Here is a 22,407-nt window from a genome sequence, read left to right on the forward strand (position 1 = left end):
CTCAGGACCCGGCCGGCTTGAGCTTCGCGTACACCTGCGAGGCGTCCGGCCGCTTCCACACGGCGGGGAACGCGTAGAGGTCGTCCTTCGTCGGCCAGCCCGTGAAGGCCTTGTCGTTGTACTCGGTCGGCACGCCGCCGGTCAGCACCGGGATGTACGGCATGGACTTCTCGAGCTCGACCTGGATGGTGTCGTAGTGCTGCTGGCGCGAGGGGTCGCCGCGGTCGGTCTTCTTGAGCTCGGCCAGCGCGGCGTCCACGGTGGCGTTGCTGAACCGGGAGAAGTTCGGGTTCGCGGCCTGCCCGACGGGCGCGGTCGTCGCAGTCGAGAAGAAGTAGCTGTAGGTGTAGTACGGGTCGGGCGCCGGACCCTGCTCGACCGAGTCGATCAGCAGCTCGAACTGGCCGCGGCCGCGCGCGTCCGCCCACTCGTTCCACGACAGCTGCTGCGGGGTGATCTTGATGCCGATCTTCAGCAGCTGCTGGGCCAGCGTCTCGAGCGTGGTGATGTAGTCGGTCCAGCCGGCGACCACCTTGACGGTCAGCGCGAGCGGCTTGCCGTCCTTGGCGTAGATGCCGTCGGGACCCTTCGCGTAGCCGGCGGCGGTGAGGATCTTGTCGGACTCGGCCGTGTCGGCCTCCATCGGTGCCATGCGGTCGGTGAGCTTCGTGCTGATCAGCGACTCGTCGCGCGGCTGGAGGGTGTAACCGGGGGACATCGCGCTCGCGGTGTTCTGGAACGCCAGCGAGTTGATCTGCGTGCGGTTCATGCCGTGGTAGATCGCCTGGCGCACGGCCGGATCGGTCTGGGCGCCCTGGCAGCCGAGTTGTGCGTTGGAGCAGGTGAACAGCGCGACCTGGTTCAGCGGCAGCGTGATCACCTTGTAGCCCGGGTAGTTCTTCTCGACGTCCTCGATGTCCGGAACGGGGCCGGTCTGCCAGTCGATCGAGCCCGCCTTGAGCGCGTCCACACCGGCCTGGTTGCCGGACAGCGACAGGTACCTGACCTGCTTGAGCGCGGGCTCACCACCCCAGTACTTCGGGTTCGACTTCAGGGTGAACGACTGGGCCTTGAACTCGCCCAGCTGGAACGGGCCCGTACCGACGGGGTTCGGGTTCACCTCGGTCGCCGGTGTGGCGTAGCTCTTCCAGACGTGCTCGGGCACGATCCACAGCTGGCCGAGCACCTGTGGTCCGTCCATGTAGGACGGCTCGGGGAACTTGACCACCACGTGCGTGTCGTCGACGGCGGTGGTCGTGCCCTTGAAGCCCGTCCTGTTGACGGCCGGGGTCTTGGCCACCATGTCGAGTGTGAACTTGACGTCCTCCGCGGTGAACTTCTCGCCGTCGGACCAGGTCACGCCGTCTCTGAGCGTGATCGAGAGCTCCGTGCCGTCCGCGTTCCAGCCGAACTCGGTGCCGAGCATCGGCTTCGGCGGGACGTCCTTCGCGATGTTGAAGAAGAACAGCGGTTCGTAGATCGTGCCCGGCCCCTCGATCTGGGTGGGGGCGTAGGGGTTGAAGTTGAGCTGGTAGTCGCCGGCCTGCCCGGTGTAGACGACGAGCGTGTCGCGTGCCCGGCCCGCTCCGCCGGAGCCGGAGCAGGCGGCCGTGGCCGCGATGACCACCGCGAGACCGACAGCGCTGAGCCGCTTGTGCAGGAACATCGTTGATCCTCCCCGAGGCTGGGTGGTGCGCGGCGAGGATTCTTCAGTTACTAAACAAAGAAAGTCAACGCCTGAGGATGCTTTACTGATCCCGAACCTGTCGACGGGCAGGTTCGTCGTTCGACGGAGGAGTGCAGTGAGCGGACCGGCGCGGGTGACCCACGCCAGCACCAGGGCGGCCGTGCTGGACCTGGTCAGGGCGGCCGGCATGATCAGCCGGGTCGGCCTGGTCAACGCCACCGGGCTGACCGGCGGGACGATCTCCACGGTTGTGCGCGGCCTGATCGACGAGGGCCTCGTCGCCGAGACCGGGCACGCCGAGTCGACCGGTGGGAAGCGCCGGGTGATGCTCCAGCTCAACCACTTCGCGCGCTACGCCGTCGGCGTGCACCTCGACGACGCGCGGATCACCTACGTGCTGACGAACCTCGGCGGCGCGGTCGTCGCCCGGATCTCCCGCGCGGGTGCCGCCGCCGACGAGCCCGCGGCCGTGGTCGCGAGGGTGGCCCGCGAGGTCGACGCGCTGATCGACAGCGTCGGTGTCGAACGCGGTCGAATCCTCGGCCTGGGCCTCGTGGCGGCCCGCCCGGCGGAGCACCAGGAGTTCGGCCGCGCACTCGAGCGCGCCACGGCCCTGCCCGTGGTCCTGGACCACGACGCGACGGCGGCGGCGATCGGCGAGCACTGGTCCGGCGGCGTCGGTGCGACCTCGACGTTCGCCGCGCTGTTCATGGGCACCGGCATCGGCGCGGGCATCTTGCTCGGCGGCACCACCTACCGCGGCCCGAGCGGCCACACCGGCGAGATCGGCCACACCTGCCTCGACCTCGACGGCCCGCGGTGCTGGTGCGGAGCGCGGGGCTGCCTGGAGGTGCTGGCCGGCCCCGCCGCCGTCGTCGAACAGGCCCGCGCCGACCGTGCGCTGAGCCGTGCGGCCGGCCTGGTCGGCGGCAGGACCCGCGCGGCCACCCCGGTGGCGGCGGACTTCGCGGCCATCAGCAGGGCCGCCCGCCAGGGCAACACCCGCGCGGTGGCGCTGCTCGAACGCTCCGCCCGCTACATCGCCGCGGCGGCCAGGGGCCTCGCGAACGTGCTGGACCTGGAGGTCCTGGTCCTCACCGGCCCGAGCTTCGCGATCGCGGGCTCCGTCTACCTGCCCGTCCTGCGCGCCGAACTCGACAGCGCGTTCATCGCCCGCGACGCCCACCCGATCTCCGTGCGCCTGTCCCCGTCGGCCGCCTCGGCCCCGGCGATCGGCGCGGCCGCCATCGTGCTGCAGTCGGAACTGGTGCCGCGCCGCCAGGGCCTGCGCCTGCCCGACGACCTGGCGGCGGAGGAACCACCGGTCTTCCTCGCCCGCTGAGGAATTGCGCTCTCGCGCAATAGCTACTGGGCGTGCGCGCGAGCGTTGTTAACTGCCGCCATGGTTTCGTTCACCAAGATCGCCGGCCGCGTCTCGGCCGCCGCCGTGGTCGCGCTCTCGGCCGTCGTCGCCCACGCACCGGCCGCGAACGCCGCCGCGCAGGAGTTCATCTACTCGGGCCAGAGCTACGGCTACGCCGGGGCGACGTTCGACTGGGCCGGCCGCAGCTCGGTGCGCAACATCGACCTGCTCGTGTCCGACTGGGGCTGCGACGCCAAGCCGGTGTACGCGTACTTCCTGTTCTACAACGGCTCGCTGCACCCCGACACGACGCCGACGCGCCGGTACGACTACTCGGGCTGCGACAAGGAGGACCACACCGCGTACAACGACCTGACGTGGTCGATCAGCGGCGACTCGATCACCTACATGGGCGTCGTCGTCTGCCGTGACGCGGCGGACGGCCCGTGCAAGGTGGGCGGGCTGTCCGGGCGCAACCCCTACGCGTAGGGGTTCGTCGCACGACGGAAGGGCGGTGGCCCCCTGCCCGGGGCTGCCGCCCTTCCGGCTTGGCGGGGTGGAGGCTGGTGCGGGGTGGCCGGTGCGGGCAGCAGGTGTGGCGGGGCCGGGGTGGGGGAGGCGTCGTGGCGCGGCCTGCGGGCACGGGCACGGGCACGAGCACGGGCGGCGGGTGGGCGAGGCCGTCCGAGGCGGCACGTGTGGCGGGCCGCTGGTTGTGGCCTTGAGAGGGCCGCCGATCACGCTGCCGCGATTCTGGCGCTGCGGCGGGTCTGCTGCCGCTGCCGCTTGCTTGCCGCTGGTCCGCCACTGCCGCTGGTCCGCCACTGCCGCTGGCCTGTCGCTGCCACAGGTCTGCCGCTGCCACGCGCGTGCCGCCGCAGCGCCGGCCACGCGCTCAGCCCCAGCCCGCGGCTCCAGCCCGCAGCCCTCACCCGCAGCCCCGGCCCGCTGGCCTCCGCACCGCAGCGCCGCCGCTCCCTCCCTCCCTCCACAAAGGACCCCAGTCGAACATCCCGCCTCCGTTCGACACCCCCGTTCGACGATATTCGACACCGGTTCGACCCCTTCCTTGACGCTGGTCATGCACCGATGCAAACTCCGGAAAGCGTTTTCCAGCGACGAGGCCGGGGGTCGATGAGCGCTCTAGACGAACTGCGCCAGCTGCGCAAAGGCGGCGCTCAGGTGCGCAAAGGCGACAACCGGGCCGCGTTCTGGTTCCTGGCGCCCTGGTTCGCCGGACTGCTCCTCATCACGGTCGGCCCGGTCCTCGCGTCCTTCGCGCTGGGCTTCACCAAGTACAACCTGATCCAGCCGCCGCGGTTCATCGGCCTCGACAACTTCGCCCGCGTCCTGAGCGACGAGCGACTGCACAACGCGCTGCGGGTCACGTTCACCTACGTGCTGGTGTCCGTACCACTCCAACTGGCGTGCGCGCTGGGAGTGGCTCTGCTGCTGAACAAAGGGCTGCGCGGGCTCGCCTTCTACCGCTCGGCGTTCTACCTGCCGTCGCTGCTCGGGTCGAGCGTGGCGATCGCGGTGCTGTGGACGCAGGTCTTCGGCACCGACGGCCTGGTGAACCGGGTCCTGGGCTTCTTCGGCGTCGAGGGCCGGGGGTGGATCTCCGACCCGGACACGGCGTTGTCGACGCTGATCGTGCTGAACGTGTGGACGTTCGGCTCGCCGATGATCATCTTCCTGGCCGGGCTGCGGCAGATCCCCGAGGTCTACTACGAGGCCGCCGCGATCGACGGGGCGAGCCGGTGGGCGCGGTTCCGGTCGATCACGATGCCGCTGCTGTCGCCCATCCTGTTCTTCACCCTGGTGCTGCAGATCATCCACGCGTTCCAGTCGTTCACGCAGGCGTTCGTGGTGTCCGGCGGCACGGGTGGGCCGTCCGACTCGACCATGTTCTACACGCTCTACCTGTACCAGCAGGGTTTCAGTCGGTTCGACATGGGTTACGCGTCGGCGCTGGCGTGGTTCCTGCTGCTGATCATCGCGGCGTTCACCGCGGTCAACTTCTGGGCGGCCAGGTTCTGGGTGTTCTATGACGACTAGAAGGGTGTTCGCTCCTCTCAAGCACCTCGGCCTGGTCCTCATCGGGTTCGTGATGCTCTACCCGGTGCTGTGGATGGTCGTGAGCTCGCTGCGGCCCGGCGACGAGATCTTCCGCAGCCCCGGCCTGGTCCTCGACGGGCTGCGCACCGAGAACTACTCCGAGGGCTGGAACGCGCTGACGCCGTCGTTCGGCACGTACCTGCTGAACTCGGCGGTGCTGGTGCTGGGCTGCATCGTCGGCAACCTCGTGTCGTGCTCGATGGCGGCGTACGCGTTCGCGCGGCTGCAGTTCCGCGGCAAGCGGTGGTGGTTCGGGATCATGCTCGGCACGATCATGCTGCCGATCCACGTGATCATCGTGCCGCAGTACGTGCTGTTCTCGAACATCGGCTGGGTCAACACGTTCCTGCCGCTGATCGTGCCGAAGATCCTCGCCACCGACGCGTTCTTCGTGTTCCTGATGGTGCAGTTCATCCGCGGGCTCCCCAGGGAACTGGACGAGGCGGCGCGCATCGACGGCTGCGGGCACCCGCGCATCTTCCTGCAGATCGTCCTGCCGCTGATGACGCCCGCTCTCGCCACCACGACGATCTTCACGTTCATCTGGACCTGGAACGACTTCTTCAGCCAGCTGATCTACCTGACGGACCCGGACATGTACACGGTCCCCGTCGCCCTGCGCTCGTTCGTCGACTCGACGGTCGCCACGTCGTGGGGCTCGCAGTTCGCGATGAGCGTGGTGTCGCTCGTCCCGATCTTCCTCGCCTTCCTGATCGGTCAGCGGTACCTCGTCAAGGGGATCGCGACGACCGGGGGCAAGTAGCCGAAAGGACAGCTCATGAGCAGAGGTGTTCGCCGCGGCGCCGTGTGGGCGGTGCTGCTGTCGCTGACCGCGTCCCTGGCGGCGTGCGCGTCCGGGTCCGACGCGGGTGGCGATCTGACGTCGGAGAAGGTCACGCTGCGCTTCACCTGGTGGGGCGCCGACGACCGGCACAAGCGCACGCAGCAGGTCATCGAGATGTTCCAGCGCAAGCACCCCAACATCACCGTCAAGGGCGAGTTCAAGGAGTGGAACGGCTACTGGGACAGCCTGGCCACCACCATGGCGGCCAACGACGCGCCGGACGTCATGCAGATGGACGAGCTCTACATCGCCTCCTACGCCGAGCGCGGCGCGTTGCTCGACCTGAACGAGGCCGAGAAGCACCTGGACACCGCGAACTTCGACCAGAAGGCACTCGCCACCGGTGCGATCGGCGGCAAGCAGTACGGGCTGCCGGTCGGCCTCGGCATGTACTCGATCATGGCGAACCTCGACCTGCTCGCGAAGTACGACATCCCGGTGCCTGACGACACCAAGTGGTCGTGGGACGACCTGAAGTCCATCGGCGACCAGGTGTCGAAGGCCGGCGGCGGTCAGGTGTTCGGCGTGCAGTCGCCGGGCATCAACGACGCGGCCGGGCTGAGCATCCGGGCGCGGCAGCAGGGCAAGGCGATGTTCGACGCCGAGGCCAAGGTGGTGCTGCCCCAGGAGATCGCGCGCGACTACTGGCAGTACATCCTGGACCTGTCGAAGTCCGGTGCGGCCGCGGCGCCGTCGGTGACGATCGAGAAGGCCTCCGCCGGCCTGAACCAGTCGGCCACGGCGACCAACACCGCCGCGTTCGGCCTCTGGTGGAACACGCAGCTGACGGCGTTGACGGCGGCGAGTGGCCAGAAGCTGAAGCTGCTGCGGCTGCCCGGTGAGACGCAGGGCCCGGCACCCGGTGCTTACTACAAGCCGTCGATGTTCTGGTCGGTCTCGGCGCGCTCGAAGCACCCGGCCGAGGCGGCGGCGTTCGTCAGCTTCCTCGCCAATGACGAGGCGGCGGCGAAGGTCCTGCTCACCGAACGCGGTGTGCCCGCCAACCAGAAGATCCGCGAGGCGATCGCGGGCCAGCTCAAGGACACCGACAAGGCCGCCAAGGAGTACCTCGACACCGTCCCGGTCAGCGACCCGCCCAGGATCACCCCGAACGGCGCCAGCACGCTCGACACGATCCTCAAGCGGCACACCGAGGACGTGCTGTTCGGCCGGACGACCCCCGATGCGGCGGCGGCGTCCTTCATCGAGGAAGTCCAGTCCGAAGTGGACGCGGCCAGGTGAGGCGCGCGGCCATCGTCGGCACCGGCGCCATCGCGGCGGCCCACGCCGAGGCGCTGCGGGCGGCAGGAGATCGCGTCGAACTGGTGGCGGTGGTGGACGTGGACGCCGATCGTGCCTCGGCGTTCGCCAAGGAGTGGGGTGTGCCGCGCACGCATGCCACCTCCTCCGCCCTGCTGGCGGCGGAGGAACTGGACTTCGTGCACGTGTGCACACCGCCGCGCCACCACGTGCCGATCGCCCTCGAATGCCTGGCGGCGAACGTCCACGTGCTGGTGGAGAAGCCGCCGGCGTTGTCGTTGAGCGAGGTAGACGCGCTGATCGCGGCGGAGCGCGCGTCGGCCGGGCGGGTCGCGACGGTGTTCCAGCACCGCTTCGGGCCCGCCGCGATCCGGTTGCGGCGCCTGGTCGCCGAGGGCGTGCTCGGCCGGTCGTTCGTCGCGAAGTGCGACACGCTGTGGTACCGCGGCGACGCCTACTTCGACGTGCCGTGGCGCGGGACGTGGGAGAGCGAAGGCGGCGGCCCGACCATGGGTCACGGCATCCACCAGTTCGACCTGCTGCTGTCGGTTCTCGGGCCGTGGCAGGAGATCCGGGCCGTCGCCGTCCGGCAGGCGCGGGACGTGCAGACCGAGGACGTCTCGATGGCGCTGGTGACGTTCGCCGACGGCACGGTCGCGTCGGTCGTGAACTCCCTGCTGTCTCCTCGGGAGACCTCGGAGCTGCGGTTCGACTTCGAGCGCGCGACGGTCGAGGTCGAACACCTCTACGGCTACACGGACGCGCATTGGACGGTCACGCCCGCGCCCGGTCACGAGGACGTCGTGCCGCGGTGGCGGGAGGAGCAGTCCGGGATCGTGAGCGGCCACCGGTGCCAGGTGGCGGCGTTCCTGGACGCGCTGGACGAGGGCTCGGCACCGCCGGTCTCCCTCGAGGACACGCGGACCACGATGGAGTTCGTCGCGGCGCTCTACGCCTCCGCGTTCACCGGAACCGTCGTCAAGGCGGGTCAGATCGGCCCGGACAGCCCGTTCTACGCCTCCATGGAAGGGATCGGTGCCCCGTGGGCGAACACCCGGTGATCACGCGGCAGGACGACTCGGCGCTCTCCGTGTCGGCCGGCGACGTCGAGCTCTTCCGGTACGTCCACCGGCCGTCCACCCCCGCGTTCGAGGGCCCGAAGCCGTACCTGCACCCGGTGCGGTCGCTCGCCGGGGACGTGGTGACGGCCTTTCGCCCGCACGACCACCGCTGGCACAAGGGCGTGCAGATGACCGCGACCGACGTGTCGGGCGAGAACTTCTGGGGTGGCGTCACGTACGTGCGCGACCGGGGTTACGTGGCGCTGCCGAACGTCGGCACCATGCGGCACGAGGAGTTCGAGGTCGACGGGCCGCGGATCGGCGAGCAGCTGTCGTGGTTCACCGAGGCGGGGGAGCGCTGGGTCGGGGAGACGCGGTCGTTCACCGTGGACGTCGAGGACGAGTCCTGGACGCTGGAGTTCTCGACGACCCTGACGAACCTGCGTGCGGAGCCGTTGGTGTTCGGCAGCCCGACGACGAACGGGCGCGAGCTCGCCGGGTACACCGGGTTCTTCTGGCGCGGGCCGCGGTCGTTCACCGACGGCGTGGTGCTCGCCGCCGACGGTGGCGCCGGGCAGGAGATGATGGGCGAGGCCGCGCGGTGGCTGGCGTTCATCGGGCACCACGACGAGGTGGACCGTTCGTCGACGCTGCTGTTCGTCGACCACCCGGACAACAAGGGCACGCACTGGTTCGTGCGCAGCACGCCGTTCGCGGCGGTCAACCCCTCGTTCGCCTTCCACGAGCCGGTGGAATTGCCCGCGGGGGCGGACTTGAGCCTGCGCTACCGGCTCGTCGTCGGCAACGGCGAGTGGTCGCGCGACCGACTGGAATCCTGTGTGGAGGAACATCCGTGGTGACGCCGTTCCCCGGTGGGGTGGGCATTTCCGGCCTGCGCGTGTACGACTGGCCGTCGGTGGACGGGGCGTGTGGTGGCTCGCCGCACGTCCACCTCGCCTGTTCGGAGTGCTACTACGTGATCGGCGGGCAGGGCAGCGTCCAGACCTTGACGCCACGCGGCTTCGCCGAGACGCCGCTGCGCGAGGGCACCGTCGCCTGGTTCACACCGGGCACGGTCCACCGCCTGGTCAACGACGGCGACCTGCGGATCATCGTGATCATGCAGAACAGCGGCCTGCCCGAGGCGGGCGACGCGGTGTTCACGTTCCCGCCCGAGCTGCTGGCGGACGAGGAGAGATATCTGTCCTGTGCGCAGGCCTCGGACGAGGAATCGGCGCGCAAGCGCAGAGATCTGGCGCTCGAAGGCTTTCTCGAGTTGCGGCGTTCCGGTGATCTGCAGGCCTTCTACCGCGCCGCGGCACGGTTGAAGCGGAATTCCCTGGACGACTGGGAAAAGCGCTGGCGCAACGGCGCGCTGGCGTCGGCGGAACGCACCGGTGAGCACCTGGACCGCTTGCGGGACGGCGACATCGCGCACCTCGCCGACGCGGACGTCCACGTGACGCGGAAGGAAGGTCCGCAGCGGTTCGGCATGTGTGGCCGGCTCGACGTCTACTGATCGAATTCGAGTCGAAGAAATTCGCCGGGGCGTTGTTCGACCCGTTCGACGCTAGCGTTTCTCGTATGAAACGTTTCAATTCCCTTTCTGTGTTGCTCGCGGTGGCCCTGACCGTGAGTGGTGTTCCGGCTCTCGCGGACGAGACGCCGGAACGCGGACTCGTCAGCATCCGGTCGGAACGCGGCAACTTCGTCTCGTGGCAACTGCTCGGCTCCGACGCGGCGAACGTGGCGTTCGACGTCTACCGCGACGGCGTGCGGGTCAACCGCGCCCCGCTGACCACGGCCACGAGCTACCTCGACGGGGGCGCCCCTGCCACCGCGACCTACTCGGTGCGACCGCTGCTCGGAGGCGTGGAACCGGCGGCGGCCACGCGGTCCGTCGGCACCCTCGCGACGAGCAGGGACGTCCCCCTGCAGATCCCCGCGGGCGGCACGACCCCGTCCGGCGAGGCGTACACCTACGTGGCGAACGACGTGTCGGTCGGCGACCTCGACGGCGACGGCGAGCAGGACCTGGTGCTGAAGTGGGATCCCACCAACGCCAAGGACAACTCGCAGTCCGGCTACACCGGCAACGTCTACCTGGACGCGTACAAGCTGAACGGCACCAGGTTGTGGCGGATCGACCTCGGCCGCAACATCCGGGCGGGCGCGCACTACACGCAGTTCCAGGTGTTCGACTACGACGGCGACGGCCGCGCCGAGCTCGCCGTGAAGACCGCCGACGGCACGCGTTCGGGCACCGGCCAGGTGATCGGCAACGCGAGCGCCGACCACCGCAACAGCAGCGGTTACGTCCTGGCCGGCCCCGAGTACCTGTCGGTGTTCCGCGGCACGGACGGCGCCGTGCTCGACACGGAGAACTACGTGCCCCCGCGCGGAACCGTGTCGTCCTGGGGCGACAGCTACGGCAACCGCGTCGACAGGTTCCTCGCCGGAACGGCCTATGTGGACGGCGCCCGGCCGAGCATCGTCATGGCGCGCGGCTACTACACCCGCAGCGTGATCTCGGCGTGGGACTTCCGCGGCGGCCAGCTCACCCGCCGCTGGACGTTCGACTCGGCCACCCAGTCGAACCGCGCGGCCTGGGAGGGCAAGGGCAACCACCAGCTGTCGGTGGCCGACGTGGACGGCGACGGCCGCGACGAGATCGTCTACGGCTCCATGGCGATCGACGACAACGGCAGCGGCCTGTGGCAGAACGGCACCCGCCACGGCGACGCCCTGCACGTGGGCGACTTCATCCCGTCCCGGCCCGGCCTGGAGGTCTTCAAGCCGTCCGAGTCGACCACCGACCTGACCCACTGGATGGGCGACGCCCGCACCGGCCAGATCCTCTGGAGCGCCCCGTCCTGCGGCTGCGACAACGGCAGGGGAGTGGCCGCCGACATCTGGGCGGGCAACCCCGGCGCCGAGGCGTGGTCGTCCTCGGTCGGCGGCCTGCGCAGCGCCACCACGGGAGCCCAGGTGTCCGCGCGCAAGCCGGGGTCCACCAACTTCGTGATCTGGTGGGACGGCGACGCGCAGCGCGAGCTGCTCAACGGCACCACCATCGACAAGTACAGCCCCAACGGCGACACGCGCCTGCTCACCGGCTCGGGCGTGGCCTCGAACAACGGCACCAAGTCGACGCCCGCGTTGTCCGCGGACATCTACGGCGACTGGCGCGAAGAGGTGATCTGGCGGACGTCGGACAACCGGGCTCTGCGGATCTACTCGACCACGGAGCCGACGGAGATCCGGCGGGTGTCGTTGTTGCAGGACCGGCAGTACCGGGTGGCGGTGGCGTTCCAGAACACGGCGTACAACCAGCCGCCGCACCCGAGCTTCGCGACGCCTTAGGACGGCTGGTGGGGGAGGTGAGAGCCGGCTCGGTGGGGGAGGTGGGAGGGGCGGTGGTGTGGAGCGGCGGAGGGGCCGGCGGGAGTGGCGCGGCTCTGCCGCCGGCTTCGCCTCGCGGGCGCAGCCCACCGCTCGCTCCGCCCCGCTCGCCTGCTTCGCTCTGCCGCCCCGCCGAACTGCGCCGCCCCGCGACCTGCTCCGCCTCGCCGCCCCGACCAGCCCACCCTCCTCACCTCACAAATGCCGGCGCAGGTGCCTCAACTGAGTCTCCAGGTGGCTGGTCGGTGTCGTGTGCTTGCCGAACGGCGACACCGTGATCTCCTTGGGCGCGCGCACTTCGTGGTAGGCCGCGTACACGGTGGACGGCGGGCACGTCTCGTCCATCAACCCCACGCTGAACAACGTGGGCGCGGTGATCCGCCGCGCCAGCAACGCGCAGTCGACGTACCGCAACGTGTTCAGCGCGGTCGGCACGAGTGCGTCGTGCTGCGCCAGGAAGTCGCTGATCTCCGTGTACGGCGGGGTGCTCCCGATGCGGATCGCCCGGTGCAGGTCGCACAGGAACGGCACGTCCGAGTGGCAGACGCGAACCTGCGACGGTCGCAACGCTGCCGCTGCCAGGGCCAGGGCGCCGCCCTGGCTGCCGCCGGTCACGGCGATGCGGTCCGGGTCGGCGCCGGGCAGTGAGGCGGCGACGTCCACGGCGCGGGCGGCGTCCAGGAACAGCCGCGTGTAGTAGTAGCCCTCCGGCGAGGAGATGCCGCGCGTCATCACGCCGGGGTGTTCGGGACCGGTGCCCGCGCCCGCGTCCGCGGTGGCGCCCACGGACCAGCGGCCGCCCTGGGCCCGGCTGTCCATCACGAAGTTCGCGAAGCCCAGGCTCGGCAGCAACGTGTGCTGGGCCGGGACGCCCCGGCCGCCGCCGTAGCCGATGTAGGTCACCACCACGGGAAGCGAGTCGCCCGCGGGACGCAGGTACCAGCCGCGGACGGGGTGGCCGTGGGCGCCGGAGAACTCCACGTCGTACACCGACAGCGGCGCGTAGAGGTCCGGCTCGTGCGGGGTGAGCACGGGAGGACTCGCCGCCGCCGAGGTCTCGGCGAGGCGTGCTGCCCACCACGAGTCGAGGTCGTCCGGCTCCGGGGTGGTGACGCGGTGCAGGAGCAGGTCTTCCTCGGGCATGTCGACGACGGGCACGCGGCCTCCTCAACCGAGCAACGGGTCCCTGTGATCTTCACACGGTTCAGCGGCGCGACGGCAGGGGCACGCGCGACCAGTCGGTGTCCGAGGCCAGGTAGAAGCCCGGGTACGACGGCTGGTTGTAGGTGGTCTGCTGGCGGGCCACCTCGACGCGGTACTGGCGGTCGTGCATGAGCGTGTACATCTTGTGCTCGGTCGGCTCGGTGCTGAGGTAGAAACGCAGCGCGGTGCTGTCCTGGGTGCGCACCAGCAGTTCCTCGCGCCAGTCGCCGAGGACGTCGGCCACGAGCGCCGGGTTTCCCTTGGTGCCGTTGTTGGTACGCGTGCCGGTGGCGGCCAGAAGTGTGCCGCGCTGCCAGTCGTCGATGGTCGGGGTCGCGTCCTGGGCGCCGTTGACGACCTGCGTGGTCAGGTCGCCCGCCCAGCGGATGCTCGCGTTCGTGCCGGGGGAACGCGGCTCGAGCCGGCGGCCGTCCGCGCTCCAGGTGCCCGAGGAGTCCGAGCCGCTCGGCATCGACGCCCACGTCTCGATGCCGCGCACGTCCGGGCGGACGTCGCCGATCATGCCGCGGCCGGTGTCGAGGCCCGAGTAGGCGCCGTGGAGCACCTCGCCCGAACGCGCGTCCCGCAGCGTGTAGCCGTACGGGGCCGAGCGCGCTCCCTCGTGCACCATGTGGATCTCCAGGCCGGGACGGTCCGGGTCGACGTCCGTGACGTGCAGGGCGTCGCCGTGGCCGATCCGGGCGGTCGCACCGGGATCCGCGCTGCCCGGCGGCAGCACGCCGGTGGAGCTGTACTTCAACGAGCCGTCGTCGTCGAGGGTCGCGCCGCCGTAGACGATCTCCTGCCGACCGTCGCCGTCGACGTCGGCCACGCTCAGCGAATGCGCGCCCTGCGTGGTGAGCCGGGCGTGCGTCGGGCCCGTGCCGTCACGGCCGTGCGGGGTGTCGCGGAACGGGTTCGTCATCGGCACCCACCCGCTGTCGGCGAGCCACCTCCGCGTCAGCCTCCGGCCGTTCCAGTCGTACGCGGCGACCGTGGAGCGGGTGTAGTAGCCGCGGGCGAAGATCGCCGACGGCCGTTCGCCGTCCAGGTAGGCGACTCCGGAGAGGAACCGGTCCACGCGGTTGCCCGGCTCGATGCGGCTCATGGCGTAGTCGCCCCACATCAGCCCGTCGTCGCCACGGCCGGTTTCGTAGCGCACCGTGTGCAATTCACCTCCCGTCGCGCCGTCGAACACCGTCAGGTACTCCGGTCCGTCCACGACGAACCCGGCGAACTGGCGCAACCTGTTGTTGGCGCTGCGAGAAGGCGCGTACACGTCGATGAAGTGGTCGGCGAGCGCTTCGGCGTCCACTTCGGACAACGGGTAGGTGTACCGGGGTTCGAGGCCGAAGGCCTGTTCCAGCGTCGCGGGCCACCGGCCACCGACGACCTCGGGGTGGGTGTGCCAGCCGCGGAACACCTCGGCGAGGTGCCGGCGGTAGTCCGGAGCGCTGAGCCGGTAGTCGTCGGTGTGCGCGTAGCCGGCGCGGACGTCCTCGGGCGGCATCGTGACGTACCGGCCGCGTCCGTCCCGCGTGCCCGGCGCGGTCTTCGTCATCAGCTCGGACCGGCCGTCCCCGTCGAAGTCGTAGACCAGGAACTGGGTGTAGTGCGCGCCCGCCCTGATGTTCACGCCCAGGTCGATCCGGTGCAGGAAGGTGCCGTCGAAGCGGTAGGTGTCGAGGTGCACCGGTCCGGTGTAGCCGACCTGCGAGACGTCCTTGGAGTTGCTGGGATCCCACTTCACCACGTACTCGAACTGCCCGTCACCGTCGACGTCGCCCACGCTGACGTCGTTGGCGGAGTAGGTGTAGCTCTCACCGGCCGGGGTCACGCCGTTCGCCGGTTTGCGCAGCGGGAGGTCGTGGTGGGACGCGGCCCACGCCGTCACCGCCCTGCTGCGCCCCAGCGGCACACCGCGCACGACGGGTGCCACCTGGTACCGCGCGCCCGGCGTCGCGTCCGGATCGGTGTAGGTGGTGCTGCCGGTGACGGTCGCGACGCGCCTCCCGTCGCGGTAGACCGCGAAGCCGGGGCCCCGCAACCCGGTCGGGGTCGCGCCGGTGGCCTCGTGGCCGAGCAGCCGCCAGCTCAGGTAGGCACCAGCGGGCGTGGTGACCGCGACGAGCCCGCGGTCGAGCCGTTCGCCGTGGGACCGCGCGAGCGCGACCGGCTGCCCGGCGAGGAGTGCGGTGACCACCAACGGGACCAGAACGCTTCGTCGCAGATCCACGGGAGCTACGATGAACCGTCGGCCCCGCATCGCGCAAGACCGTGCCGCCCAATGCGGAAAGCGTTTTCCAATCGAACGTTCGACAGCGGCCGTCGAACGGGTCGAACGCGAACAAGGCCTGTCCCGCAGGACATCCCGACGTCAGCCGGTTGTCCGCACCGGACAGAGGACGGCGGTGGTCCACTCGGCGGTGTCGTCGGGTGATGGGCTGGTTAGGGTCCGGTTCTGGGAGCGCTCCCAGAACACCAGCCGAACCTTTCCCTGGAGGTCGTCGTGACCTTGCGAATGCTCCGAGCGGTGGTGACCGGTCTGCTTCTGGCGGCCTGCGTCGTGATCGCTCCCACCACGGCCAGCGCGGCCACGGCGCGCATAATGGCGCTCGGCGACTCCATCACCGGGTCACCGGGCTGCTGGCGGGCGCTGCTCGCGAAGCACCTGCAGGACACCGGGCACACCGTCGACTTCGTCGGTTCCCTGCCCGCGCCCGGCTGCGGGTTCGCCTACGACGGCGAGAACGAGGGCCACGGCGGGATCCTGGCCACGAACATCGTGCGGGACAACCAGTTGCCGGGCTGGCTGTCGTCGGCGCGGCCGGACGTCGTCCTGATGCACCTCGGCACGAACGACGTCTGGAACAACATCCCGGCGACCACGATCCTCAACGCCTACACCACGATGCTCGGCCAGATGCGGGCGAGCAACCCGGCGATCAAGCTGGTCGTCGCCCAGATCATCCCGATGACCCCCGCCAACTGCTCGGCGTGCGCGCAACGGGTCGTCGACCTGAACGCCGCCATCCCCGGCTGGGCGCGGGCGAACAGCATCACGGCGTCACCGGTCACCGTGGTCGACCAGTGGACCGGGTTCGACACCGCGGCCGACACGACCGACGGCGTGCACCCCAACAGCTCCACGGGCATCCAGAAGATCGAGAGCCGCTGGTACCCGGCCGTGGTCAGGGCACTGGGATCGCAACCGGCGGCGGTGGGCCTGCGCGTCGACGGCGCAAGGATCGTCGAGGCCAACGGCACCCCGTTCGTGATGCGCGGCGTGAACCACGCGCACGTCTGGTACCAGTCGCAGACCAGGGCGTTCGCGGACATCAAGTCCTTCGGCGCCAACACGGTCCGGGTCGTGCTGGGCAGCGGTCAGCGCTGGGGACCGACGCCGGCGTCCGAGGTGTCGAGCGTCATCTCGCTGTGCAAGCAGTCGAAGCTGATCTGCGTGCTGGAGGCGCACGACACCACCGGTTACGGTGAGCAGAGCGGCGCCGCGACCCTGGACCAGGCCGCGACGTACTGGATCAGCGTGGCGAACGCGCTGAAGGGCCAGGAGAACTACGTCGTCATCAACCTGGGCAACGAGCCGTTCGGCAACAACGCCCAGACCAGCGCCGGCTGGACCAGTGCGACCAGCAACGCGATCAGCCGCCTGCGCGGCGCGGGGCTGCAGCACCTGCTGATGGCCGACGCGCCGATGTGGGGCCAGGACTGGGGCAACATCATGCGCGACAACGCGGCGTCGGTGCTCAATGCCGATCCGCAGCACAACACCGTGTTCTCCATCCACATGTACGGCGTCTACAACACGGCGGACAAGGTCAACGCCTACTTCAACGCTTTCCGCACGGCCGGTCTGCCGCTGGTCGTGGGCGAGTTCGGGCACAACCACAGCGACGGTGACCCGGACGAGGACACGATCATGGCCCAGGCGCAGGCCCGCGGCCTCGGGTACCTGGGCTGGTCGTGGAGCGGCAACAGCAGCGACGTCGGCTACCTCGACATGGTCAACTCGTTCAACCCGGCGAGCCTGACGTCCTGGGGCGAGCGGTTCCTCAACGGCGCCAACGGCGTCCGGCAGACCTCGAAGGAGGCCACCATCTACGGCGGTGGCGACCCGGTCGACACCGAGGCGCCCTCCACCCCGGGCACGCCGACGGCCTCGGCCGTCACGTCGAGCGGTCTCTCCCTCACCTGGGCGGCCTCGACGGACAACGTCGGCGTGACCGGCTACGACGTGCTGCGCGCCGTGGGCAGCGGGTCCTTCGCGCAGGTCGGCTCCGCGGCGACGAACTCGTTCGCCGACAGCGGCCTGGCGCCGTCCACCACCTACCGGTACCAGGTGCGCGCGAAGGACGCCGCCGGCAACGTGTCGGCGACCTCCGGGATCGTGTCGGCCACGACCGGCGCGGGTGGTGGCACCGGCGCCTGCAAGGTCGGGTACTCCGCGCAGAACTGGGGCGGTGGCAACGGTTTCACGGCCAACGTCACCATCACCAACACGGGCACCAGCGCGCTCAACGGCTGGACGCTGGCCTTCAGCTACGCGAACGGCCAGCGCGTGACCCCGCCGGGGTGGGGAGCGACGTTCGCCCAGTCCGGGGCGGCCGTCACCGCGACCAACCTGAGCTGGAACGGCGGCCTCGCACCGAACGCGTCGACGAACATCGGGTTCAACGGCACGTACAGCGGCTCCAACCCGGCGCCGACCGCGTTCACCCTCAACGGGAGCACCTGCACCATCGGTTGATTTTTGAACGATTCAACAGGCTGTCCGATTGCGGACAGCCTGTTGTCGTTTGCCTTGACACACTTCGCCAGACCCCACACCCTGGGCCTCGCCGCCGCGATTGAAACGTTTCATCCAGCGACGAAGGTGGAGACGACGTGCGCAGACGCGAGTTCCTCAGGACATCGGCCGTCGGGCTGTCCGCGACGGCGCTCCCGGTCGGGGTGGCGCACGCGGAACCGCGGGAGAAGGCTGCGGGCATGCGTGTCGTCCGCACGACCGTCGAGTACGCGGAAACCCTGCTGGGCACGGACGTCGCGGCACCACGGCTCGGCTGGGTGCTGGAGGCGGGCGGCACGGGGGCGCGGCAGACCGCCTACCAGGTGGAGGTCGGCACGGCACCCGGTCGTGCGGACGTGTGGCAGTCCGGCAGGGTCGGCTCGGACCGCACGACCGGGATCGCCTTCGCCGGCAAGCGGTTGCAGCCGCGCACGCGCTACCACTGGCGCGTGCGGGTGTGGGACGGTGCCGGGCGGCCGACCGCGTGGAGCGAGACCCGCTGGTGGGAGACGGCGTTGCTCGGCACGCCGTGGCAGGCGCGCTGGATCGGTGCCGCGGACACGGCGATCGACTTCACCGGCGCGCGGTGGATCTGGTCGGCGACGACACCGGTGGAGAGCCGGTGGTTCCGCGCCTCGCTCGACCTGCCCGCGGACGCCGTGCGCGCCCGGCTCGTCGCGACCGCGGACGACGACTTCACCCTGTACGTCAACGGTTCCGAAGTCCTGCACGTCCCGGAACAGGTCGACGTCTGGAAGGTCGGCCAACGCGCGGACGTGACCCGGCTGGCGGGCAGGCGGGTCGTGCTGGCCGTCCGCGCCACCAACAGGTCGGCGGGCCCGGCCGGCCTCCTGCTGCGCCTGCTCGTGGACCTGCCCGACGGACAGCGCGAGCTCGTCACCGGTGCGGGCTGGAAGGTCGCCGACACCGAGCAGACCGGCTGGCGGACACCGGACTTCGACGACTCGGCGTGGACCCCGGCGACCGTGCTCGACCCGTACGGCCAGGGTCCGTGGGGCGCGAACGTCACGGTGAAGGAGCAGCCCGCGCCGTTGTTGCGCAGGGAGTTCGCGCTCACCAAACCGGTGAAGCGCGCCCGCCTGTACGTCAGCGGCCTCGCCTACCACGAGACCGAGATCAACGGCCGCCGCGTCGGCGACCGGGTGCTCGACCCCGGCTTCACCGACTACGACAACACCGTCCTGTACGCGACGCACGACGTCACGAGCCTGCTTCGCAGCGGCCGCAACGCGATCGGCGTGACGCTCGGCCGCGGCTTCTACGGCATGAAGACGCCGAACGTGTGGCGGTGGGAGCGCCCGCCGTGGCACGACGAGCCGAAACTGCTGGCGCAGCTGGAGATCGATCACCCGGACGGCACGCGCACGACCGTCACGTCCGACGACCGGTGGCGCCTGACCGACGGCCCCACGATTTCGAACTCGCAGTACACCGGCGAGACCTACGACGCCCGCCTCGCCCCACGCGACTGGACCAAGCCGGGCTTCGACGACGGCAAGTGGCAGCCCACGACCGTGAGGCCCGCCCCCAAGGGCACGTTGAAGGCCCAGGAACACGAACCGATCCGCGTGATCGAGTCCGTCACTCCGGCCGTGAGCGTGCTCAGGCCAGGGGTGTTCGTCGCCGACATGGGCCGCACGATGTCGGGCTGGACGCAGCTCACCGTGGACGCGCCCGCGGGCACGGTGGTGCGGCTCAAGCACGGCGAGACGCTGAACTCCGACGGCAGCGTGCGCATGGAGAACGGCCACGTCAGCGGCGGCCGCATCCAGCTCGACGAGTACGTCTGCGGCGGCGGCACGGAGACGTGGGAACCGAAGTTCTCGTACAAGGGCTTCCGGTACGTCGAGGTGACCGGGCTCAGCTCCGCTCCGAAGCTCGTCGGCCGCCTGGTGCACTCCGACGTGCCGCGGGTGAGCACGTTCCGCTGCTCCGAGCCGCTGTTCGAGCAGTACGACGCCGCGATGCGCCGCACCGTCGCCAACAACCTGCACGGCATCCCCACGGACACCCCGACCTACGAGAAGAACGGCTGGACGGGCGACGCGCAGGTCGGCGCACCCTCGATGCTGGCCGAGTTCGGCATGGCGAAGTTCTTCACGAAGTGGCTCGGCGACCTCGCGGACAGCCAGGACACCGCGGGCCAGCTCCCGGTGATCGTGCCGAGCGGCGGCTGGGGCTACCGCGAACTGGCACCCGCTCCGGAGTGGACGACCGTGTACCCGTTCGTGCTGCGGGAGATGTACCGGACCTACGGCGACGACCGACTGCCCGCGCAGCACTGGCCGGTGCTCACCCGCTACCTCGACTGGGAGATCACGAGGCTCCACGACGGCCTCGCGGTCACCGCCCTCGGCGACTTCCTGCCGCCGGACTCCGGCGGCATCCCGCCCGAGGACACCCGCCTCACCGCGACCGCGTACCTGTACCGCGCGTTGATCCACACCGCCGAGCTCGGTGACGTGATCGGCACACCCGTTCCGCGCTACCGCGAGGTCGCCGCCGGGTTGCTGACCAGGTTCAACGAGACGTTCCTCGACGGCTACTACCGCACCTCGCGCGATCCGGACTACCGGCAGACGTCCAACGCGGTGCCGCTGGCGTTCGGAATGGTTCCCGCTGGCTCGATCCAGGCCGTCGCCGACCGGTTGGCCGCCGAGGTGCGCGCCAACGGCAACCACGTCGACGTCGGCTGCCTCGGCGCGAGCGTCCTGCTGCAGGCGTTGAGCGACAACGGCCACGCCGACGTCGCGCACGCCATGGCCACCGAGCGGTCGTACCCGAGCTGGGGCCACTGGTTCGCCAACGGCGCCGAGACCATGTGGGAGATGTGGGACACCGGCACCCGTTCTCGCAACCACTACTTCAAGGGCACGCTCGTGCAGTGGCTGTACGAGCACGTCGCCGGACTGCGGCCGGGGGACGCGGGCTACCGGACGTTCACGGTCAAGCCGGTGAGCTCGGTGTCGTGGGCCAGCTTCGAGTTCGAGAGCGTGCGCGGGCGGATCAGCGTGGCGTGGACGAAGGTCGACGGCGTGCTGCGGCTGACCGTCGAGGTACCGGTGGGGTCGACCGCGGAGGTGCACGTGCCCGGATCCGGTGTGGTGAAGGTGCCGCACGGACGCTGGACGTTCAACGGGTCGACAGTCGCTGTGCCAGCCAGTACGCCACCTCGGTGAGCAGTCCGGGGTCCACCGGCTCGCGCAGCAGGCGGCGGTAGGACGTCAGCGCCGGGGCCCGGGAGTCGCGCCGCAGCAGGTGCGTCAGACCGGGCACCCGGCGGACGTCGGCGCCGGGCACGAGGGAAGCGACCACGTCGAGGTCGTCCGGGTCGACCTGGAGGTCCTTGTCGCCGGTGATCGCGAGGACCGGCGCGGTGATGCCGGGCAGGTCCTCGCGGGGGTCGTAGGCGAGTTGCTCGCGCCACCAGCGGGCGTTGACCTTCATTCCGCCGACGCGGGCGACGTCCGTGGTGGTCGCTTCCAGCGCGGCCAGTTGCCGGGAACCGATGCGGCCCAGCAACGGCGTCAGCGGCCGCACGGGACGGGGGAGCGTGCCCGCGACGCGCGAGGCTTGCCAGAGCAGGGCCTCCTTGCCGGAACGGGCGTAGCCGGCGAGCAGGACGACGGCCGCGGGCCGTTCGTGGGCGCCGAGCCACAGGGCGTGGACGGCGCCCTCGCTGTGCCCGACCACGCCGACGGCCTCGGACCTGATCTCCGGCCGTTGCCGCAGCGCGGTGAGGGCGGCTGCGGCGTCCGCGCGGTTGTCGAGGAAGCCCGCCTGACGCCAGTCGCCGGGGGAGGCACCCACCCCGCGCCGGTCGTAGCGCAGGGACGCGATCCCCGCTGCCGCAAGGGAGTGCGCGAGCGGACCGCCCAGGTCCATGCGCACGCGTCCGGCGTTGGAGTCGCGGTCCACCCGTCCTGAACCGGGTAAGCAGAGCACCGCGGGGTGCGGACCCGGTCCTGGAGGCAGCGTGAGCGTGCCGTGCAGGGTGTGACCGTCGGCGTTGAGCGAGATCTCGGTGGCCGTGCCGCGGACGTGGTGGTCGATCATGGTCGCTCCTCACTGTTATCAGTTTTGAGAACAGTATCACCGGTGAGATCGTGGTGGCCATGGCCGACTTGGACCTCCTGTTGCACCCGGTCCGGCTGCGCATCGTGCAGGCGCTGCTCGACGGGCACCCCAGCACGACCACGCAGCTGCGCGAACGCCTGCCGGAGATCGCGCCGGCGACGATGTACCGGCACGTCGCCGTCCTCGCCGACGCGGGCGTGCTCGAGGTGCTGCAGGAGAAGCGGGTGCGCGGCATCATGGAGCGCACCTACCGGCTGCGCTGGGACCGCGCGCAGCTCGACGAGTCCGGCCGCGCCGCCATGACCCCCGACGACCACCGCCGCGCGTTCACCGCGTTCACCGGCAGCCTGCTCGCGGAGTTCGGCCAGTACCTGGCCCGCGACCCGGCCGACCCGGTGGCGGACGGTGTGACCTACCAGCAGGCCGCGCTCTGGCTGACCGACGAGGAGCACGCGGAACTGCTGGCCGAGCTGCGGGCCGCCGTCACGGCGCGCACCGGCCGATCGCCGGGCGAAGGTCGCACCCGCCGGATGGTGAGCCTGGTGGCGATGCCCGTCGAGGAGTGAC

At 70.4% G+C, this 22,407-nt stretch carries 16 protein-coding genes; 12 read left to right on the top strand and 4 right to left on the bottom strand.

Annotated elements, in window-relative coordinates:
• Position 1: 1 nt before the first annotated feature.
• Entirely contained in the window at positions 2-1,666 is a 1,665-nt protein-coding gene (locus tag BMY74_RS24805; protein ID WP_089920048.1) for an ABC transporter substrate-binding protein, read from the bottom strand.
• A 136-nt stretch (positions 1,667-1,802) separates the two neighbouring features.
• Here BMY74_RS24805 and BMY74_RS24810 point away from each other — a divergent pair, with 136 nt between their 5' ends.
• From BMY74_RS24810 to BMY74_RS24850, 9 genes are all read left to right on the top strand, one after another.
• Positions 1,803-3,029 carry an ROK family protein gene (locus BMY74_RS24810; protein WP_089920050.1) on the top strand — a complete coding sequence of 409 codons (1,227 nt, stop codon included), beginning with the start codon at positions 1,803-1,805 and terminating at the stop codon, positions 3,027-3,029.
• 60 nt (positions 3,030-3,089) lie between these two features.
• Positions 3,090-3,539 carry a hypothetical protein gene (locus BMY74_RS24815; protein ID WP_089920052.1) on the top strand — a complete coding sequence of 150 codons (450 nt, stop codon included), beginning with the start codon at positions 3,090-3,092 and terminating at the stop codon, positions 3,537-3,539.
• Positions 3,540-4,184: 645 nt separating this feature from the next.
• The gene (locus tag BMY74_RS24820; RefSeq protein ID WP_089920054.1) at positions 4,185-5,108 is read left to right on the top strand and encodes a carbohydrate ABC transporter permease; all 924 of its coding nucleotides are present in this window, start codon (positions 4,185-4,187) and stop codon (positions 5,106-5,108) included.
• A complete protein-coding gene (locus tag BMY74_RS24825) occupies positions 5,098-5,931 on the top strand; it encodes a carbohydrate ABC transporter permease (protein WP_089920056.1) in 834 nt (277 codons plus the stop codon). The genes BMY74_RS24820 and BMY74_RS24825 overlap by 11 nt, the downstream gene beginning before the upstream one ends.
• A gap of 15 nt (positions 5,932-5,946) precedes the next feature.
• Entirely contained in the window at positions 5,947-7,254 is a 1,308-nt protein-coding gene (locus BMY74_RS24830) for an ABC transporter substrate-binding protein (protein WP_089920058.1), read from the top strand.
• Complete coding sequence (locus tag BMY74_RS24835) at positions 7,251-8,333, top strand: Gfo/Idh/MocA family protein (RefSeq protein WP_089920060.1); 1,083 nt, start codon at positions 7,251-7,253, stop codon at positions 8,331-8,333. The genes BMY74_RS24830 and BMY74_RS24835 overlap by 4 nt, the downstream gene beginning before the upstream one ends.
• Entirely contained in the window at positions 8,315-9,193 is an 879-nt protein-coding gene (locus tag BMY74_RS24840; RefSeq protein ID WP_089920062.1) for a DUF6807 domain-containing protein, read from the top strand. The genes BMY74_RS24835 and BMY74_RS24840 overlap by 19 nt, the downstream gene beginning before the upstream one ends.
• The gene (locus tag BMY74_RS24845; RefSeq protein WP_218159726.1) at positions 9,187-9,852 is read left to right on the top strand and encodes a cupin domain-containing protein; all 666 of its coding nucleotides are present in this window, start codon (positions 9,187-9,189) and stop codon (positions 9,850-9,852) included. Before BMY74_RS24840 ends, BMY74_RS24845 begins: the two co-directional genes overlap by 7 nt.
• A gap of 65 nt (positions 9,853-9,917) precedes the next feature.
• Positions 9,918-11,696, top strand: a complete 1,779-nt coding sequence (locus BMY74_RS24850; protein ID WP_089920064.1) for a rhamnogalacturonan lyase — start codon at positions 9,918-9,920, stop codon at positions 11,694-11,696.
• Between the two features lie 234 nt (positions 11,697-11,930).
• Here the strand turns inward: BMY74_RS24850 and BMY74_RS24855 are convergent, their stop codons facing one another.
• A complete protein-coding gene (locus BMY74_RS24855) occupies positions 11,931-12,893 on the bottom strand; it encodes an acetylxylan esterase (RefSeq protein ID WP_089920066.1) in 963 nt (320 codons plus the stop codon).
• A 46-nt stretch (positions 12,894-12,939) separates the two neighbouring features.
• Complete coding sequence (locus BMY74_RS24860) at positions 12,940-15,174, bottom strand: rhamnogalacturonan lyase (RefSeq protein ID WP_089920068.1); 2,235 nt, start codon at positions 15,172-15,174, stop codon at positions 12,940-12,942.
• 273 nt (positions 15,175-15,447) lie between these two features.
• On the opposite strand from BMY74_RS24860, the gene BMY74_RS24865 reads away from it, so the two are divergent.
• Positions 15,448-17,703 (top strand): cellulase family glycosylhydrolase, encoded by a 2,256-nt coding sequence (locus BMY74_RS24865; RefSeq protein ID WP_089920070.1) that lies wholly within the window; start codon positions 15,448-15,450, stop codon positions 17,701-17,703.
• Between the two features lie 137 nt (positions 17,704-17,840).
• Positions 17,841-20,942 carry a family 78 glycoside hydrolase catalytic domain gene (locus BMY74_RS24870; protein ID WP_218159727.1) on the top strand — a complete coding sequence of 1,034 codons (3,102 nt, stop codon included), beginning with the start codon at positions 17,841-17,843 and terminating at the stop codon, positions 20,940-20,942.
• Here the strand turns inward: BMY74_RS24870 and BMY74_RS24875 are convergent.
• Positions 20,896-21,819, bottom strand: coding sequence for an alpha/beta hydrolase family protein (locus tag BMY74_RS24875; RefSeq protein ID WP_089920072.1), 924 nt, complete (start codon positions 21,817-21,819; stop codon positions 20,896-20,898). The two genes, BMY74_RS24870 and BMY74_RS24875, sit on opposite strands and share 47 nt — an antisense overlap.
• Positions 21,820-21,878: 59 nt before the next feature.
• Here BMY74_RS24875 and BMY74_RS24880 point away from each other — a divergent pair, with 59 nt between their 5' ends.
• Positions 21,879-22,406 (top strand): helix-turn-helix domain-containing protein, encoded by a 528-nt coding sequence (locus tag BMY74_RS24880; protein WP_089920074.1) that lies wholly within the window; start codon positions 21,879-21,881, stop codon positions 22,404-22,406.
• Position 22,407: the final 1 nt, after the last annotated feature.

Source organism: Lentzea albida, from assembly GCF_900111005.1.
In the GTDB taxonomy this organism is placed as follows: domain Bacteria; phylum Actinomycetota; class Actinomycetes; order Mycobacteriales; family Pseudonocardiaceae; genus Lentzea; species Lentzea albida.